This window comes from Citrobacter sp. RHB21-C05, assembly GCF_013889015.1.
In the GTDB taxonomy this organism is placed as follows: Bacteria; Pseudomonadota; Gammaproteobacteria; order Enterobacterales; family Enterobacteriaceae; genus Citrobacter_A; species Citrobacter_A sedlakii.
The window spans coordinates 811,124-827,811 of the sequence record NZ_CP057611.1 but is presented as its reverse complement, the minus strand read 5'-3'; the positions used below and the strand labels follow the sequence as shown (position 1 = coordinate 827,811).

Below are 16,688 nucleotides of genomic sequence, written 5' to 3'. Positions count from 1 at the left end.
AGACGGCCCGCAAGGGCCGTTATTCCTCATCACTGCACAGCAGCGAGGGCGCGCCGATAGTGGAGAACGCCCATCCTTCCTTCCACGACTTTATCACCAGCGAAAACGTCGTATCGTCGGTCAGGTAAATGGGCGGCATCGCTCTGATCCCGGCGGTCTGCAATAGCTCATCAGTGGGAAAGCGTACCAGTTTATTCGTATGAAGAATGTAATTGTCGCGCACATTCTGATAGGTGAAATAGGCTATCCGGCTGACTTTATAATGCGCATCGTTGTGCATCACCAGTTCGCCGGTCACAATCACCACCCCTTCTCCGCCCTGCATTTGAAAGTCCAAATCCCCTTTGAACATTTCATCATTCACCTCCCAGACCACTCGCCCGTTACAGTTAATATGTGGCTGGCGCAGTTCTGAGTACCAATAAGCCGCCCCGGTCGCGAGAACCAGGAGAATAACCAACATCAGCGAGATCGTTTTAGTTTTCATTATGAATGGAGTACCAGGTTGTGCATTGCGCGGCGGGATCGAGTCGAATATCCGTTTGACAAACGATAGCGCCAATATTTTTCGCCTTGCTCATCCCTGAAATAAAAACAAAACTATGATGATGACAAATATCTTTATTTCGCCCCATAAACTGCACATACCGTGTATCTAATGCCCTCTTACCATGTAATAACACTGTGCACGAAGATATTGAGGTTGCATCAAGAAGTGTATAAGCGGAAAAAAGGGATTCCGCCGGGGTAAATACCGCCACCGAAACCCCGACGCTGGCCAGTAGCGTCGACACCAAAAGCGTCCCGGTAATGAATGTAAGCTTAAAAAAGGAACGTTTTCTGTCGGGGGGAGATTCTGCATGTAATTCCCTGTCAACATTTCCCACGCCTTCCGCAGGCGAAACATCTATGCATTGAACATTTGCTGAAATCATTATACCGCGGCGGGCAATGGTTTTAATCAGATCGCGTGAAAGCCCCACTTCCGCAAGAGCATTACGTAACGTTAAAACCGTCTGATATAGCGTATTCATTGACGTGATTGTGTTCTTCTCTCCCCAGCCTACTTCAACGAGTTGGTTTTGTGGGATAACCGCCCCTTCATTTTCAATTAAATATAAAAGAATAAAACAGGCGGGTGTTTGCAGCGTGACGCTTTTTTCTGTGATTTTATTGGTTAAGGAGCGGTCACCCGGGTGAAAGTCAACCAGGTTATTAATAGTGTAACATATTGTGTGTGTGGAATTCTCAAGCACCGTGTGCATACTCGCATTTACATGATGAATATCATGCTACAAAAATCTTAAAAAGAGATCACCCTATATATAATAGATGTGCAAACACGATCATGCAATTTCCAGTAAAATTGTTATAAATCAAGAGCATTAAGTTTTAACTGGATCACAAATTCTTAATTAAGACCATTTTAGATGCGTAATGCGGAAGCTCCCGATATCATAGCCTCAGGTTTAAAAAACAAACAGACTGATAAACAAGGCTTTATAATTTAACACAAGCACAATGTAACAAATACTTCAGACATTGTAACAGATGCTCAACTTTTAACGATAAATGCTATCTGCGGCTATAAAACCAACATTTTTGCAATATAACTATTCCTGGTGGGTGTAGCAAAATTCCTGGGTGGCTTTTTGCACGTCTTTTACGCAACCGGATAACACCGCTCAGAATTAGACTAAACGCATTTTTATGTCTAAAGCTAAAAACTGTTTTTTTAGGAATAATAGCAATAACGTAAGTTTAGGATTTTTACTCTATCGAATACACATTTTGTAGAGTATTGACATGTTTTAAAACGGATGAAATTATCAAATTATCACGGATAGGGGGGGCTCTCAATATGGGGCTGGATGAAAAAATAAAAAGGCTTACATGTAGTAGTTGTACTTTGCACTGTAAAATAATGCCAGAGAAATCGCCACGTTTACAATATTGCGCCAATGCCTGTTTTTGCATGTGGCCTGAAGAAAGCGTCTATTTTAATAAAGGCATTATTGAAGGTATTTTAGCGAATAATCACAACGCCAGGTTAAGTGGGTATATTTTTGTCGATTTCTCGATCAGCTTTTTACGCCTGTTTTTGGACAAAGAGTGGATTGAATATCTGGCAAGTACCCGCATGGGCATTATCCTTGTTAGCGACAGAAATATGCAGTCGCTGGCAAATTATTGGCGGAAATATCATCCTGCGGTGTCCGCCATCATTTATCATGATGATGGACTGGACGTGGCGAATGAAAAAATCCGTCAGGTGTTTATCGGGCGTCATCTGTCGTTCACTAAGGGTAATACCCTGACGCAGATGGAATTCACCATCCTGGGCCATATGGTCGCGGGCAGTACGCCGCATCAGATTTCCCAGGCGCTTGATATGGATATTCGCAGCGTATATGCCTACAAACAGCGCATCGAAAAACGCATGGGTGGACGGATCAACGCATTGTTTATCCACTCTCATTCCGTTTCAGAAGACAAAAATGTCTATTCTGTACTGATGAAAGAGAGTGATTGCACAACGGGACCTTTGCACAGACGTAATTGAGTCCAGGCTCAGGGAAGAAAATGGACGGGAGTCACCAGTGAGTTATTACGAAGAAGAAACGCGCGCGCTGAGCACGGTACTTATTTTTCTTTATGGGGGGGATGGCGAGCGGGCTTATCAGGAACTGACGGCTGCGCTGCAGCAACTGACATTTCCGCCCTCGGTCCGGCGCCTCTGCGAAGAGGCGCTGCGGCAACACGCCGATGCGAAAGGCGTTATCTGTCTGCTTCAGGCACTGGAAACGATCAGCGGCTATAAACATATTGAACGTTATATTGTTCAGCGAAATCAGCACACGGTGTTTGGCTGAATGACGGGCCGGGACGGGATTCCCGGCTATTTTATATAAGAGTCCAGTACTTTGAGGATCACGTCCAGATCCGCCTCACGCTTTTCTTCTTCGCTTTGATGCACAATATGCTCTGTGAGATGACCTTTAATCACTTCCCGCATTAAACCATTTACCGCCCCGCGAATTGCGGCAATCTGCTGGAGTACGGCAGCGCATTCGTGCGGCTCATCAAGCATTTTCTTCAGCGCAACCACCTGCCCCTGGATTTTACTGGTACGGGCTTTTAGCTTTTGTTTATCACGAATAGTGTGCGACATAGCAACACCTCCTTAACATAAAACAAGGAAGATTATAGCATTACGCATTTACTGGGGGGTAGTATTTGGTACTGGGGGGGAGTAGAATCCGTCGAAAATAGTCAACCAAGAATCATTATCATGGGTGAATTCACAACGCTTCTTCAGCAAGGCAACGCATGGTTTTTTATTCCCAGCGCCATACTCCTCGGCATTTTGCACGGGCTGGAGCCGGGACACTCCAAAACGATGATGGCGGCATTTATTGTCGCCATTAAAGGAACCGTCAAACAGGCCATCATGCTGGGACTGGCGGCAACGGTTTCCTACACGGCGGTCGTCTGGCTTATTGCCCTCGGCGGCATGACTCTCAGCAAAGCGTTCACCGCGTCCGCCGTTGAACCCTGGCTTCAGTTAATTTCCTCGGCCATCATTTTATCAACCGCGGGCTGGATGTTCTGGCGGACGTGGTCCGGTGAACGCAGTTGGTTAGCCGACATGCAGCACGCTGACGATCGCCATCATCATGACCATCAACATGATCACGACCATCAACATGATCACGAGCATCAACATGATCACGACCATCAACACGATCACGCCGGACTGGAAGGGTTAACGGCAGGGTCGAAGGAATACCAGGATGCCCATGAACGAGCCCATGCCCGAGACATTGAGCGACGCTTTCACGGCAAAAGCGTCGGCAATGGGCAGATCATCCTGTTTGGTCTGACCGGCGGGCTTATTCCCTGTCCGGCGGCTATTACCGTTCTGCTGATTTGTATTCAGCTAAAGGCATTTACGCTCGGCGCGACGCTGGTACTCAGTTTTAGCCTTGGGCTGGCCTTAACCCTGGTAACAGTGGGCGTAGGGGCTGCGATTAGCGTCCATCAGGTAGCAAAGCGCTGGAGCGGAATGGGTACGCTGGTAAGAAAAGCGCCTTATTTTTCCAGCGCGCTGATAGCGCTGGTCGGGCTGTATATGGGGATCCACGGCTATTTTGGCGTTATCCAGACGGCCTGACCGTTGTACACGAGCATCAGCGCATGCCTGGTGCTCATTAAAATGTCCAGAAAACAAACGCCGCGATCGTCGCTGACGCTTCCGCTCGCAGGGCGCAATCCGCCGTGTACTACTGTGACATATGACATCATTAACGACGCGGGTAACCACTGGAACTACACGCAGCCCGCGACGATAACACCGTAGCACAGACCTCCCCGGTCAGGTTAGCCCGTTACGCGCCCTGCCATCACTGCGTAACAGCGCCCCTCTCATGCGCGTATATCGTCATACTCCCGCGTCTTCTCAAACTCGTGCTTCGCAAACGGGCAAAGTGGGATCACCTTACGGTTCTCACGGCGCATTTTCTCCACGACTTTTGCCACCAACTGTTTCCCGACGCCCTGCCCTTTCAGGCTGGCATCCACATCGGTGTGTTCGATAATGCTTAAATGCTCTCCAGTCGGCACAAAGACAATTTCGGCGACCTGGTTACCCTGCGCATCATTCACATAAAATTTATTGTGACCCTCAATTATTTCCATCTTTCCCCCTACTTATGACGATATTGCAGCGCGCCGCTTGGACAGGTGTCGATAACCTGCGTCACGATCTGGACATCCACCTCGTCAGGCATAATCCACGGCTTTCGCTTCAGGTTAAAAAGCCTGCTATTGCCGCGGACGCAATTTCCCGAGTGTTGGCAGAGGGCCGTATTAAAATAGACATCAATTTTCTCGCCGGTGTAGACACGGTAACCCGCATCTTGAAGATCTTTATCCATGACATTGCCTCGTTATTCGTCTTATTGCTAAGCATAGCGCCGAAATAGCCTTACTTGCTCTCTAATTTTCGAATGTGTAAGTCCTCACCACAGACAGCACCTTCCAGACAAAAATCTAAATATAAGATTATTTAAGATGTTTTATTTGATATTTCAGAGAAATTAAGAAATTTTCCCCTGACGGATTAATTTTGGCCGCCTCCCCCGGACAACTCATTCAAAAAACTCGCCATAAAAGGCAAAAAAACCATCAAAAAAACTCATCAATATTCCTGTTTTAAACCCAGGCTTCGCTGGCTGCCTTTTAACTTGTCTTAAATCGCGTGGTTAAAACAGAATTTCAATTCCGTCAAGAAAATGCAGTTGATAATCTGATGGGAAATGGATGTGTATAAACGAAAGGATACCCCATATGTTAATAAATTGCTTTATATAATAGAGACATATGTAAATAACAGCGATAAAAACATTAGTTTCATAAATGATATCAACTACTGTATTCGCATATTTTATATGTAATACTATGTTCAGACTTTATCTACACTTAAGTATCTTTCTGTCTAACTTCCCCCATCGTGAACATATATGTACTGGATAATCAACGATAATATTGAATTCAGACCCGACAGTAAAAAGTTAATTTCAGTGTCAAATCCTGAACTTAACGTGGTTTTGACAACGCCCGCCAGTCGTTGTCTGCTTTTGCTGCTCGAAGCGTCTCCGGACGTGGTTACCCAGCAGGAGTTCTTCAAGAAGGTATGGGAAGATGAAGGTATGCTGGTTCCGGCGAACACCCTTTACCAGAATATCTCTATCGTTCGTCGCGGCCTGCGCGCCGTCGGGGAAACAGATCGTATTCTGGTCGCCACGGTGCCGCGTAAAGGTTTTCAAATTGATAAAAGCGTAAAAATCACCCGCATCGCGGCGAATCAGATGGCAGAAGCGCCCGTGGATACGCTGGCAGGCGAAGACGAACTGGACGTTGACGATAAAACGGAAGCTGTAGCGCCGTACGAGCCAGAACCCGCATCCGCACCCGCGGTACAGGCCAAAGAAACAGCCAGATTGCCGCGCGTCGCCAGCATTTTGCTCATCGTCGCAGCGTTTCTCATTGGCGCGGTCGGCGTGCATTTTTTCTGGCATGTGACCGACACAAAACCGTTTTTTAAAGATTATGCTTTCGTCGAGCAGGTTCAGGGCTGCCGTTTCTATACCAAAGACGACAGCCACGACAATAAAAGCAATTATGCACGATTTAAGTCCCTGATCCTGAGTTCAGGGCTCGACTGCAAAAAGTTCCCCTGGGTTTACTTCCCGGTATCCAAAACCTCCCCCGGTCTGTCGGTCTTTGTCTGCCGGAAGGAGTACGTAAAATCTCCGGTAGCAGGTTGCATCACTCTCTCTTTCCGAGGAGTCGAAAGTGAATAAAAAAACAATAATAACGATCAGCGCGGTGTTTTTAGCTGCCGGAATGCTCGTCGGCGCGTTATATAACGTGTTTATGTACAGATATCACAATAAACAAGAATGTTCTGCCTCTGTGGTGGTATTTTATAACAACGTCCGCGCGAACATTACGCTGAACTATATGTACTCGCTGGACAACAAAAATGGCATTGTGGCGGTCAGCGGAACCTATTTAGAAGACGGTAAGCTCAAAGGCCGGATCCGCCGGGATGTTGCATACGACTGGAATGAAAACCAGGATTCGTATCACCTCCACTCAACCCGAATCAATAAATTTGAAATTATTGAAACCTTACCGGATGAACTCCTGGCCGATATTCTGCCTGATTTTTACGTCTATCCGGACAAAAACGTGAGCTACTCCATTCTCAACCAGGGCGTTCATGGCTTTTTGTTCACCATTGGTCAGCGCCCGCTCTTTTATTGCGCGCGATAGCCTCACTCAGGCACAGCCCTGTTGTCCACAGGGCTGACGCCATTAAAACAAAAAACCTTCTTCCAATAGATTTTCTTTGATTAATAACAGATCGTGAATTTTATTACCGCCAAGTTTTTTACAGGCGATATTGCGATAGGTATATACCCGCTTAGGCGGTAGCGAGAGCGATTTGGCGATCAGATTGATATCTTTTCCTTCCAGCGACTCACGAATGATAATCTTCTCTACCCGGTTAAGTAGATGATTTTTAATGGCTTTACTTTTCTTCATGTTCACCAGGCGCGTTATCGCCATCATCAGGGCCGAAAGCGACTCTCTGGCGTTGATGATCATATCCGCGTCACAAATTAAGGCATTTTTTTGCGCGTTTTGAATAATCATAAGCTTGCATGTCTTGTTCAGCCGAGGAATATCCTTTGCACAACATTTATTATTCAAATGAAGATGTAAAATAACCGTATCGTCAAACGTCAATTGGTCAACAGGCAAATGATGTATGGTCTCTATCATGATGTCCATGTCTGCATCTTTTGCTAATAAGACGATTCCTTCCTGCAAGTAATTATCGTTGCTTATGATATATATAGCCATAGTTTTATTGCCGTATTAATAATTCATTATTAAAATAGTTTTTTGCCTTGTTAAATTCACCTTTAGCGAGACATGGTCAAATTGTATGCGGAGGACCACAGATAACGTAATTAAATAGTCTTAACTGGCGTGATATAACTAACCGATTGAAAAATCATTAATAAAATAATTTTTTTAAGCGTTCTTAAACACGTTTTGCTGGACTTGTCGCTGTATTCTGCGGCTTTCTCTATGCTATGTTGTGCCACACGGGGAGATGCGTAGCGAACAGGAAGGAAAGCAACATGGCCAGGCGTATCGATTATCTGATTGAGAAATATCAATTCACCGAGATCAATGAATCGCCGCGTATTGCCAGCCAGTGGAAGGACGTTCTGGCAGAGTGTCAGCAGGAGCAGGCGGGCGTTGAAGAACGGCTCCGGATTGCGTTGCTCAATGTCGATTACGTCACCAGCTTCGAACTGCCCTTTCGTTTATTGCTCACCCGCACACCACAGCTCATCGATAAGCTGCGTAAAGAATTTTCGCTTACCCAGAAAAGCGTGCTGATCAATGAAAAGCGTCGCGGGCAGGTCTATAGCATCAGCGCCGATCTCAGTCGCGTCCCGGACGCGTTTCGCTACCGCTTATCCTCCCGCATTCGCCGTATGGACGATCAAACCCTTACTACCGCGCCTTATCAGCAGGTGGCCAGCGAGACAAAACAGCCTGAAGATCGTCTGCGTCTGGCGCTGGAAAGCGGACTGGCGGTAAACGCGCTCGACGGACTTTTCTGGCTGGGCATCCAGCGTATCGCCGCCGATATTCAGCGCCTGCGCGCGTCCGGTATGCCCATTCAGACAACAGACGTGGAGGTGTCTGACACCCTGACGGGAACGGTGCGCACCATCACGGCTTATCATCTTTAACCAGTCGTCTCAGTTGTAGTCCAGCACGAAGGTCGCGCTGCTATTTGCCGAACCCGCCGTCACCGTTGCGCCGGTCTGAACATACTGGGCGATAAAATTCACCGGCGTCGCCGCCGATGCGCTGGAGGCCGTCATATGCTTCACGATCGGCGACACAGCGTCGTTGAGCGTCACCCACGTACCGGCAGCCGGAGCGCCAGCACCGTTATTACCATAGCTGAGTCTGACCCCCACCCCCTCCGCGCCGCCCGACGTACGGACAACCGCCAGCGCGTCGCGGCTGCCGCTTACCGCTGGCGTACCAAAAAAGCCGATCCGCAGTTCAACAGGCGCAGTGCAGTAAACAGGGATGGAAAACGCCGTCGGCGTTCCGCCCGTCGTCCCTTCGCCGGTGAAATCCGTCCGCTTCACTTTCCCCAGGTTGACCTTGATACTGCCGGTCGCGACGCTACAGCTGCCGCTGTTGCCGATGTCCACGTTCATCGCCGCCAGATCGAGGCTCACGTCATGCGTGGACAGCGTCCCGTTGCCACTACCGTTGTCACTCAGCGTCAGAGTGCCCACCCCCGGCAACGCGCCGGAGGAGGCGTGGTTATTACTCACCAGTTGAATATCGCCCGTTTTATAAAACGTGACGAACGGGGTGACGGTGATCTCACGCGCCGACAGCATGGCCGGTAGCGTTGCGCTGTCGCAGACCACCGTCGACGAACCGGCGGTGATAAAGGTTTGCGGCCCGCCGTCACACTGAAAACTTAATGAATAACCAATACCTGGCAGCGAGGCGCTGAACACTGCATGTCCGTTGATCGTGGCAATGCTTTGTCCCTTCTGGTTATAAACAATCTTCTTCAAAGACGATGCCGCATTTTGCCGGTCGCAGGTGAAGTGAATACCGCCGCCGTTAGCCTGCATCGTGGCGCTCATTTGCATATGGGTGCCTAACGCCGGTAAGTAACGAATATTATTAAAGTTAATCGTCATCTGACGGGTACTGGCCTGGCAAGTTGCCGCCCATGCGTTTTGGCTGACTGTTCCCGCCAGCAGCAACAGTCCGGTGATGATGCGAATAATGACTGACATGACAACGTCCTCGTAATTCAGAGACAGGGGCCAGAGATAGCCTTGACCGTTTTATGCGCTTGCGACTCGTCAATATGAAAATGCAGCACGCAGCGACGCGCCACGCCGCCCTCATCCCATCGCGCTTCCAGAACGCCGTTGCTGGGAACGCCGCTCAGATAAACCTGGCCGCGTTCAGCGACGATACCGCTCATCGCCCCTTCATCACCCTGAACCTGTGCGCTGGCGCCAAACGGCAGCGAATGCCGACCGTGATGTAACGTAAACAGTACGCGATGGCCAATATGGGTTTGATAACGGGCTTCAACCACCGCGCCGCCGCCGGGGATCACCGTCGCCCCCTCCATTTCCACGTCGGCATCGTCTGACAACGACGCCGAATCGAGCGTGATCACGTTTTTGTGATAGGGCGTCAGCGTGGGCACCACGGCATACCCGCGCCAGTCGGTATGAACGTTATTGCCGTTCTGAATCGCAACGTTCGTCGCCCCCGGCGCCCGAACGATGGCGAAGCTGTCACCGACATTCTGGCCCAGGGTAATGCCATGGGGATGAGCGATAACAGACCCCGACGCGCCCCAGGTAAGCTGGCTGCTGTCAGGATCGCGACGATAGCCTATTTGCGTGGTGGCGTAGCCACCGTGGTATTCCAGCGAGGCGCTGCTGTTGTTCCCTTGCCCCTGGTTGGCGTATCCCTGTTGCAGGGCGTAATTCAGATTCGCCTGTCCTGGCACCGAACCATACATCGCCAACTGGTGCGAGGTGTCGCCGTGATTATCCGTCGCGGTGTTGTAACTAACAGCGTTGTCGGACAATGCGCCGCCCAACGGAATAGTCATATTGAATGACCACGAACGGTCAGCCTCCTGATGCCCTGCCGACCGGGTGTAAAAATACCCCAGACTCCAGGAAATGCTTTTCCAGGCGCTGTAATAGCCAGCATGCATTGTTTGCTCACGCTGGTCGCTGTGCCAGTACGCCTGGGCATAGGCAGAAAGGGAAAGACTCCCCACCTCGCCCAGAGTCTGGTTAAGGGTGATTTCCTCGCGACTGCGCTTGTTCCAACGCGGTCCGTCGCGACGCTCCAGCGTCACCGCCTCGCTCAAATCATAAAAGCCGCTGGAAGAGTAACGATAGCTGGCGAGACTGAAAGAGGTGCCAGTGCCGGTGAAATTCTTCTGGTACTGCGCACGTACCGAATAACCAGCGTAACGTTTTCCGGACGGCGTTGCGGTAGCCGCCCAGGTGGTATCCGCGCCCAACGCGCCCAGAATGCCTAACCCATGACCGGCGCCAAGGGCAACCGCATGATAATCCTCCGCCAGTTGCGTCCCGCCATACAGCGTCAACTCATCCGGCAGACCGTAAAAAAGCGTGCCCTGCATAAACAGAGGGGAACGGCTGTCCTCGCCGCTGGCATGATACCGCCCTGCGCTGAGGCTGTACGTCGTTAACCCCTCGCGCAGCATAAACGGCACCGCCGCGAACGGCTGCGTCCAGCGGCGCTCAGTACCGTTGCTCTCTTTAACGTTGATCTCCAGATCGCCGCTTTGCGCGGTGGGATAGAGATCTTTTATGGCGAACGCGCCCGGCGAGACGTAGGTTTCGTAAATCACATAGCCGTGCTGGGAAAGGGTTACTTTTGCGTTACTGTGCGCGACGCCGCGAATCACCGGAGCAAAACCGCTCATGCTGTCCGGCTGCATGTCGTCTTTCGACATCAGTTGCACCCCACGAAACGGTACGCTGTCAAATACCTCGCCGCTGGTGTAAGTATCCCCCATGCGCAATTGGCTTTTCAGCGAACGAATATCCCGCTGCAGCCAGGTGCTCTGCGCGTCCCAGCGGCGAGTTTTGTCATACTGCATTGACGAAATATTGCGCAACCGCCACGCGCCAAGATTCACGCCACTGCGTAAATTCAGATAGCTGGAACGTCCATCAGCGTCGGATTGACGGGTTTGCGAACCGTTGAAGGTGTAATCCACAAACGCGGCCGGGATCCCGTCATCCCAACGGGCGGGATCAACGTAGCCCCGGCTCATGATCTTCATCGCCGCTTGCGGAATACTGAGGTTAAGGCGCTGGGTCGAGAACTCAAACCGGCTGCTGGCATCGGGAATGTACTGTTCTATGCGGGTAAAAGTCTCCCCTTCACGCAGTCGGTCGAAAGCGGAAAACGCGCTAACGTTAACACCGTATTCCTCCAGTTGTGCGGCAGTAAGGACTGGCCGCAGCGTCCCGTTATCCTCGACAAAGGTGATGTTCTCCTGCGCGATCTGCTGGTCGTTGACCCAGATGCCGACAGGATACGTTCCCGGTTGCTGTCCCCCCGCTTTGGCAAAGTAATGCAGATCCGCCATTTTTTGCTGCGGATCGCTTAACTCCAGCGCGGCCGGATCAAAATAATCATCGGCCCAGGCCAGCCGCTGATGCAACAACAGTATGATCACCGTCGGCAGCGTGGCCAACAGCAGGCCAGACCGGTTACAGGAGGCAGAATAAATGCGTTCTTTCACGGTGCTGTCGCCCGGCATCGTTCGTTGTTAGCGTCACTGCTGCGCATAGTCGGTCACGCCGCCAAAATCGTTGATCGCACGCCATTTCACCGTTCCGTGGTTGTTAACGTTCCACGTCCGGGTACTGAAAGGCGCCATCATTCCCGGCTGAGAAATGTCGTACCCGCCCACCGACAGAGAGAAAAAAGAGACGTAATACGGCGTGGGATTCGTGGCCGCTAACTGGTTTCCGTTCTGGCTAAACGTCAACGTTTGCCAGGCCTGGTTAGCCTCTCCTTTCAGCCCGGCAGGGCGATAAAAGAGTTTGAAACGGGATTTGACGTTAATCTGCAACTTATTGACGTCATCTTTTTGCGACGGCGCAATGCTTTTGATACTCAACCAGAAGACGGATTCCCGATCGGCAGGCAGTTCGCCGCCGGTAAAAGTAATACGCAGCACGTTCTGCTGCTCAGGCTCAAGCCGAAACAGCGGCGGCGTTACCACAAACGGCACCGGACGCGGGTCGCCCTCAGCGACATTATCGACAAAGGATTGCACCAGATACGGTGTTTGCGTATCGGCATTGGTTACCGTCATCGACGCCTCCCGCTTCCCTTCCTGATAAATTACGCGGGTTCCTCCCATCACGATGCCAGCCTGAGCCGTTATGCTAAGCAGTAATAAAGATGCCGACAGAGCGGCAAGAATGTGTTTCATTGCGAATAACCATCAGGAAAAAGAGAACAGGAACGCTGACCGGGCAGGCATTACGCCTGCCCAAACGGGAATCAGTTGTAGACCATCAAAAACGTCGCCGTCGCGTTTGCGGGACCGGCGGTCACCGTGGTCGTGGTGGCCCGATAATCCGCCAGGAAATCCAGCTGAGCTTTTGCACTGACCGGCGCCACGGCTTCCGATAACTGACCCAACTGAATTTGCGATGCATTACTGGCGTTATACAGTTTTATCGCAACGCCGGTTGCCGCAGTGCCTCCTGCAGAACCGGCGGCCACTTCCAACAGCGTGGGATCCGTTTTATCTTTTTGCCCGTCAAATAATACCGCCACCGAGGTTACGGATGCCGGGCAATTATCCACATTGATGCTGAACGGTTTTTTTGTCGTCTCATCACCCACGCTGGTGAAATAGCTTTTCGCCCAATGGCCCAGATCGACATGCAGATTTTTTGAGGTCGAGGTGACATTGCACGAGCTGTCAACAATCTCACCGGTAAATTCAACATTGCCACCGGCTCCCTTAAAAGTCGGTACACTTCCTGCGGCGCTGGCTGCGCCAGAGAGGAATATACTGACCAACACGGCAGTTGCTTGAATAGTCTTTTTCATTATCTTGCTCTTTTGTCACATATAATTAATGTTTACTTTCACCGAACACTAAATATCCGGTATTCCTCCCTTCGCGTTGTCCTGCTAATAATATTCACAATCCGTTCGTGATAATACGAGGTATAAGGTATTGCAGTAGCCTGACAATGCATTAACATTGCCGCTAATATAGAGACAGTGGTAAGCCCCACTTAAGATTAAATAAATATTATTTTGCCTTGATACAAAACGCAATAAAATAAAATTTAGCAAGCTAAGGAAAAATAAAAGTCAGCATTAATATTTTTGTTAATATTTTTTCTTGCTGTATCAGTAAGAACAATACCTTCAGCATAAGTAAACATAGTTGCAACAAATAGCCCTATATCTGATCATCTTCATGCTGAAAAATTGCGCAATAACGTAATGCCATACTCAAAATTAGGATTAATCCTAATACGCATTATCTGTATTGCGTTCGCCCAGGGCATGACAGCCTTAACCTGCGGGTAGCGTTCCAGTAAGTACTGATAAAGAGGTGTAGCAGAGCAATGTATCACCCGATATGACGCTCGCGATGTTGCGGTCAGATCGTGCCCGGTAAAGTCAGTTTCACTACGATATTAGTTGCCTGCGTTATTATTTACTCGCCTGGTGCCTTTTTGTTGCAAAGTATTTCTTCAACCTGACAACCTATATTGTGCTGGCGCTTTGCGTTAGGGTAAATATACCCACTGCGCAAAATTCCCCCAAACAAAGCAGCCTGGTGAATCGTTACGCACGCCAACAACTTTTTTGAATGAAAATAGGCCATTACAAACATCCTGATTAAATAACCTGCAAGAAATGGTGGGTAACTTATCCCTGTCGACGGTGAAGAATACACGTTTATCCGGTAACTTTTTAGCGTTAAGCGGGAATCATCCTGGTCATGATAAAATATGATTTTTGCGCCAATACCCCCGCTTGTGCTTATTATGACTATTCTCAGGCTGTTTTTTGCAGTATGGTTTAATCATTGTTGTAGTATTGCAGTGAATGCTAGCCAGGCTGCCATAATGTTCTTCGTATTCACTGAAGTCACTTGCACCCTATTTGCCTGGTTGTCGGGATCTCCGCCCACGAAAAACGTGGTCGTTGCGTATGCCGATTAAAGGCCAATACATTTGGCGCGGTTGGTGTGTTTATATCAACCACAGGGGCTTCTGAGTTCATCATCCAGAGGAGTAAGAATGAACAGGACGTGGAAACCACCCGGAAAACCGTTTTTTTTCAGTCTTAAACATCACTACACCGCGAGATGTCCGAGGAGGCTTTCTCCAGGGAATGGCAATACGTCATGACCTAACGAACAACCGCCGTTTTAACTATCCGGTTCAGCGCAGCAGGGGCCAGGCGATTTTTACCCCCGACAAAGTGCCTATAAATAACGAGTAAAACCGGAAGAGCCATTGGATTGATGGTGATGAGCAGAACAGTTGCATGCCTGCAAAAAAAAGGGAACCTAATGAAAAACAGCGCCGATAACAAAAAAAGGAACTTCCTGACTCAGAATGAAATAGAGTCGCTTCTCAAAGCAGCCAATACCGGACCTCACGCTGCCCGCAATTACTGCCTGACACTACTGTGTTTTATCCACGGGTTTCGTGCCAGCGAAATCTGCCGTCTGCAAATTTCAGACATTGATATCAAATCAAAGTGTATTTATATCCATCGACTGAAAAAGGGTTTCTCTACCACCCATCCTTTATTAGGTGAAGAAATCCAGGCGCTGAAAAACTGGCTGGATATTCGCGGAACGTATCCGCACTCCGACAGCGAATGGTTATTTTTATCACGAAAAGGAAACCCGCTTTCTCGCCAGCAATTTTATCAAATCATTTCCGCATCTGGCGATAACGCCGGACTGCCGCTGGAAATCCATCCGCATATGCTTCGCCACTCCTGCGGCTTCGCCTTAGCCAATATGGGAATCGACACCCGCCTGATCCAGGACTACCTCGGCCACCGTAACATCCGCCACACCGTCTGGTACACCGCCAGCAACGCCGGGCGTTTTTATGGTATCTGGGACGACACAAAACTTAAACAACGTAACGCCCTTTCACTCTGATAAAGCTAACGCCATGGATGGTGTTAAAAAATAACCTTCTGCTTACCGAAGTTTAATCAACATTAACCCTATGTTAATTATGATTATCGTTCAGGCATGTTCATGTAATTAATAATTGCGATACTTATTATATCCTTGTAATCACTCTGGATATCAGATTTTTATTAATCCCAAGGTTAAACCATTCAGCTTATCTTCTTTCGCTGAAAATATCGGCAACGCGAACTATTTTCCTTTTATTTTTAACCACCTGACATTAACGGCATCGGGTTCGGTTGTGGTAATCCTTAAAATAAATAAAAATAAGATTTATCATGTGGCAATGATTTCCTCATGTGTAAAAGTAATGTAATCACCATTTTGTGATTATTTCCCCGCATATAATACGCCTTTAACATCGTCGATTATTTGTTAATCGTCATGGTTTTTTACAGGTGTTCATTAGCAGAAACCCATTCAGGAGTAATGTATTGTGAATCGACGTCGTTATCTTACCGGCAAAGAAGTTCAGGCGATGATGCAGGCCGCTCGTCACGGTCCGACCGGAGAACGGGATTATTGCCTTATTCTGCTGGCATTCCGTCACGGGATGCGGATCAGTGAACTCCTCGACCTGCATTACCGCGACCTCGATCTTCATGAGGGGCGTATTAATATCCGACGGCTGAAGAATGGTTTTTCAACCATTCACCCGCTGCGCTTTGATGAACGCGAAGCCGTCGAACGCTGGAGCCAACAGCGCGCGAACTGGCGTGGGGCAGGCCGCACCGACGCGGTGTTTATTTCCCGCCGGGGTACGCCACTGTCGCGTCAGCAGGCGTATCGCATCATTCGCGCGGCCGGAATTGATGCCGGTACCGTCACCCATACCCATCCCCATATGCTCCGCCACGCCTGCGGTTATGAACTTGCCGAAAGGGGGACGGACACGCGACTTATTCAGGACTATCTCGGCCATCGCAATATTCGCCATACCGTGCGTTATACCGCCAGTAATGCCGCGCGTTTTGCCGGATTATGGGAGAGAAACAATCTGATAGACGAAATTTCACAAGGGAAAAAGAAATAAGCTAAATCATTGAAAAGGAAAAGAAAACCGTAGACCGAACAGGTCAATTGGGGCCAAACTGTTTATATCATAAAAAAATTTAGTTAAGCATTGCAACTAACAAGTTAAGATTTATCTCAAATTACATGTTATCTCATTGATTAACCAATCATTATATTAAGTCTTTTTTCACAACATTCTTCTCCGACGGATGGCTTCTCACCGATTTGTCTTCTCACGTCTTTCCTGCTCGCGCTTGCTGAACAAATTAAAATA

The 16,688-nt window shown here is 49.0% G+C and carries 18 protein-coding genes; 8 read left to right on the top strand and 10 right to left on the bottom strand.

Features of this window, described 5'->3' with window-relative positions:
* Positions 1-19: 19 nt before the first annotated feature.
* A complete protein-coding gene (locus HVX72_RS03960; protein WP_060569451.1) occupies positions 20-487 on the bottom strand; it encodes a hypothetical protein in 468 nt (155 codons plus the stop codon).
* Positions 477-1,265: a winged helix-turn-helix domain-containing protein gene (locus HVX72_RS03955; RefSeq protein WP_181822583.1), complete on the bottom strand. Its 789-nt coding sequence runs from the start codon at positions 1,263-1,265 to the stop codon at positions 477-479. The genes HVX72_RS03960 and HVX72_RS03955 overlap by 11 nt, the downstream gene beginning before the upstream one ends.
* Before the next feature lie 596 nt (positions 1,266-1,861).
* Here HVX72_RS03955 and HVX72_RS03950 point away from each other — a divergent pair.
* Positions 1,862-2,563, top strand: coding sequence for a LuxR C-terminal-related transcriptional regulator (locus HVX72_RS03950; protein ID WP_042288985.1), 702 nt, complete (start codon positions 1,862-1,864; stop codon positions 2,561-2,563).
* A 37-nt stretch (positions 2,564-2,600) separates the two neighbouring features.
* Entirely contained in the window at positions 2,601-2,873 is a 273-nt protein-coding gene (locus HVX72_RS03945; RefSeq protein ID WP_042288986.1) for a hypothetical protein, read from the top strand.
* 26 nt (positions 2,874-2,899) lie between these two features.
* On the opposite strand, the gene rcnR is transcribed toward HVX72_RS03945, so the two are convergent.
* Positions 2,900-3,172: a Ni(II)/Co(II)-binding transcriptional repressor RcnR gene (gene rcnR, locus HVX72_RS03940; RefSeq protein ID WP_042288990.1), complete on the bottom strand. Its 273-nt coding sequence runs from the start codon at positions 3,170-3,172 to the stop codon at positions 2,900-2,902.
* A 120-nt stretch (positions 3,173-3,292) separates the two neighbouring features.
* Here rcnR and HVX72_RS03935 point away from each other — a divergent pair, with 120 nt between their 5' ends.
* A complete protein-coding gene (locus HVX72_RS03935; protein WP_181822582.1) occupies positions 3,293-4,174 on the top strand; it encodes a nickel/cobalt efflux protein RcnA in 882 nt (293 codons plus the stop codon).
* Between the two features lie 251 nt (positions 4,175-4,425).
* On the opposite strand, the gene HVX72_RS03930 is transcribed toward HVX72_RS03935, so the two are convergent.
* Together HVX72_RS03930 and yjdI are read right to left on the bottom strand one after the other, a co-directional pair.
* Entirely contained in the window at positions 4,426-4,698 is a 273-nt protein-coding gene (locus tag HVX72_RS03930; RefSeq protein WP_181822581.1) for a GNAT family N-acetyltransferase, read from the bottom strand.
* Positions 4,699-4,706: 8 nt separating this feature from the next.
* Positions 4,707-4,937 (bottom strand): 4Fe-4S mono-cluster protein YjdI, encoded by a 231-nt coding sequence (gene yjdI / locus HVX72_RS03925; RefSeq protein ID WP_042288998.1) that lies wholly within the window; start codon positions 4,935-4,937, stop codon positions 4,707-4,709.
* A 585-nt stretch (positions 4,938-5,522) separates the two neighbouring features.
* Here yjdI and HVX72_RS03920 point away from each other — a divergent pair.
* Entirely contained in the window at positions 5,523-6,365 is an 843-nt protein-coding gene (locus tag HVX72_RS03920; RefSeq protein ID WP_042289001.1) for a transcriptional regulator, read from the top strand.
* A 43-nt stretch (positions 6,366-6,408) separates the two neighbouring features.
* On the top strand, positions 6,409-6,840 hold the full coding sequence (locus HVX72_RS03915) for a hypothetical protein (RefSeq protein WP_060569493.1): 432 nt from the start codon (positions 6,409-6,411) through the stop codon (positions 6,838-6,840).
* A gap of 42 nt (positions 6,841-6,882) precedes the next feature.
* On the opposite strand, the gene HVX72_RS03910 is transcribed toward HVX72_RS03915, so the two are convergent.
* On the bottom strand, positions 6,883-7,434 hold the full coding sequence (locus HVX72_RS03910) for a hypothetical protein (protein ID WP_042289006.1): 552 nt from the start codon (positions 7,432-7,434) through the stop codon (positions 6,883-6,885).
* 284 nt (positions 7,435-7,718) lie between these two features.
* Between HVX72_RS03910 and HVX72_RS03905 the strand changes: the two genes are divergently transcribed.
* Positions 7,719-8,342 carry a DNA-binding protein gene (locus HVX72_RS03905; protein ID WP_181822580.1) on the top strand — a complete coding sequence of 208 codons (624 nt, stop codon included), beginning with the start codon at positions 7,719-7,721 and terminating at the stop codon, positions 8,340-8,342.
* 9 nt (positions 8,343-8,351) lie between these two features.
* Here HVX72_RS03905 and HVX72_RS03900 read toward each other — a convergent pair whose 3' ends face one another.
* From HVX72_RS03900 to HVX72_RS03885, 4 genes are all read right to left on the bottom strand, one after another.
* The gene (locus HVX72_RS03900; RefSeq protein ID WP_181822579.1) at positions 8,352-9,425 is read right to left on the bottom strand and encodes a fimbrial protein; all 1,074 of its coding nucleotides are present in this window, start codon (positions 9,423-9,425) and stop codon (positions 8,352-8,354) included.
* Positions 9,426-9,442: 17 nt separating this feature from the next.
* A complete protein-coding gene (locus HVX72_RS03895; RefSeq protein WP_181822578.1) occupies positions 9,443-11,962 on the bottom strand; it encodes a fimbria/pilus outer membrane usher protein in 2,520 nt (839 codons plus the stop codon).
* A 15-nt stretch (positions 11,963-11,977) separates the two neighbouring features.
* The gene (locus HVX72_RS03890; RefSeq protein ID WP_181822577.1) at positions 11,978-12,643 is read right to left on the bottom strand and encodes a molecular chaperone; all 666 of its coding nucleotides are present in this window, start codon (positions 12,641-12,643) and stop codon (positions 11,978-11,980) included.
* A 71-nt stretch (positions 12,644-12,714) separates the two neighbouring features.
* Complete coding sequence (locus HVX72_RS03885; RefSeq protein WP_072197076.1) at positions 12,715-13,272, bottom strand: fimbrial protein; 558 nt, start codon at positions 13,270-13,272, stop codon at positions 12,715-12,717.
* 1,486 nt (positions 13,273-14,758) lie between these two features.
* Here HVX72_RS03885 and HVX72_RS03880 point away from each other — a divergent pair.
* Together HVX72_RS03880 and HVX72_RS03875 are read left to right on the top strand one after the other, a co-directional pair.
* Entirely contained in the window at positions 14,759-15,364 is a 606-nt protein-coding gene (locus HVX72_RS03880; RefSeq protein WP_042289022.1) for a tyrosine-type DNA invertase, read from the top strand.
* A 472-nt stretch (positions 15,365-15,836) separates the two neighbouring features.
* Complete coding sequence (locus HVX72_RS03875; protein ID WP_042289024.1) at positions 15,837-16,433, top strand: tyrosine-type DNA invertase; 597 nt, start codon at positions 15,837-15,839, stop codon at positions 16,431-16,433.
* The last annotated feature ends 255 nt before the right edge of the window (positions 16,434-16,688 follow it).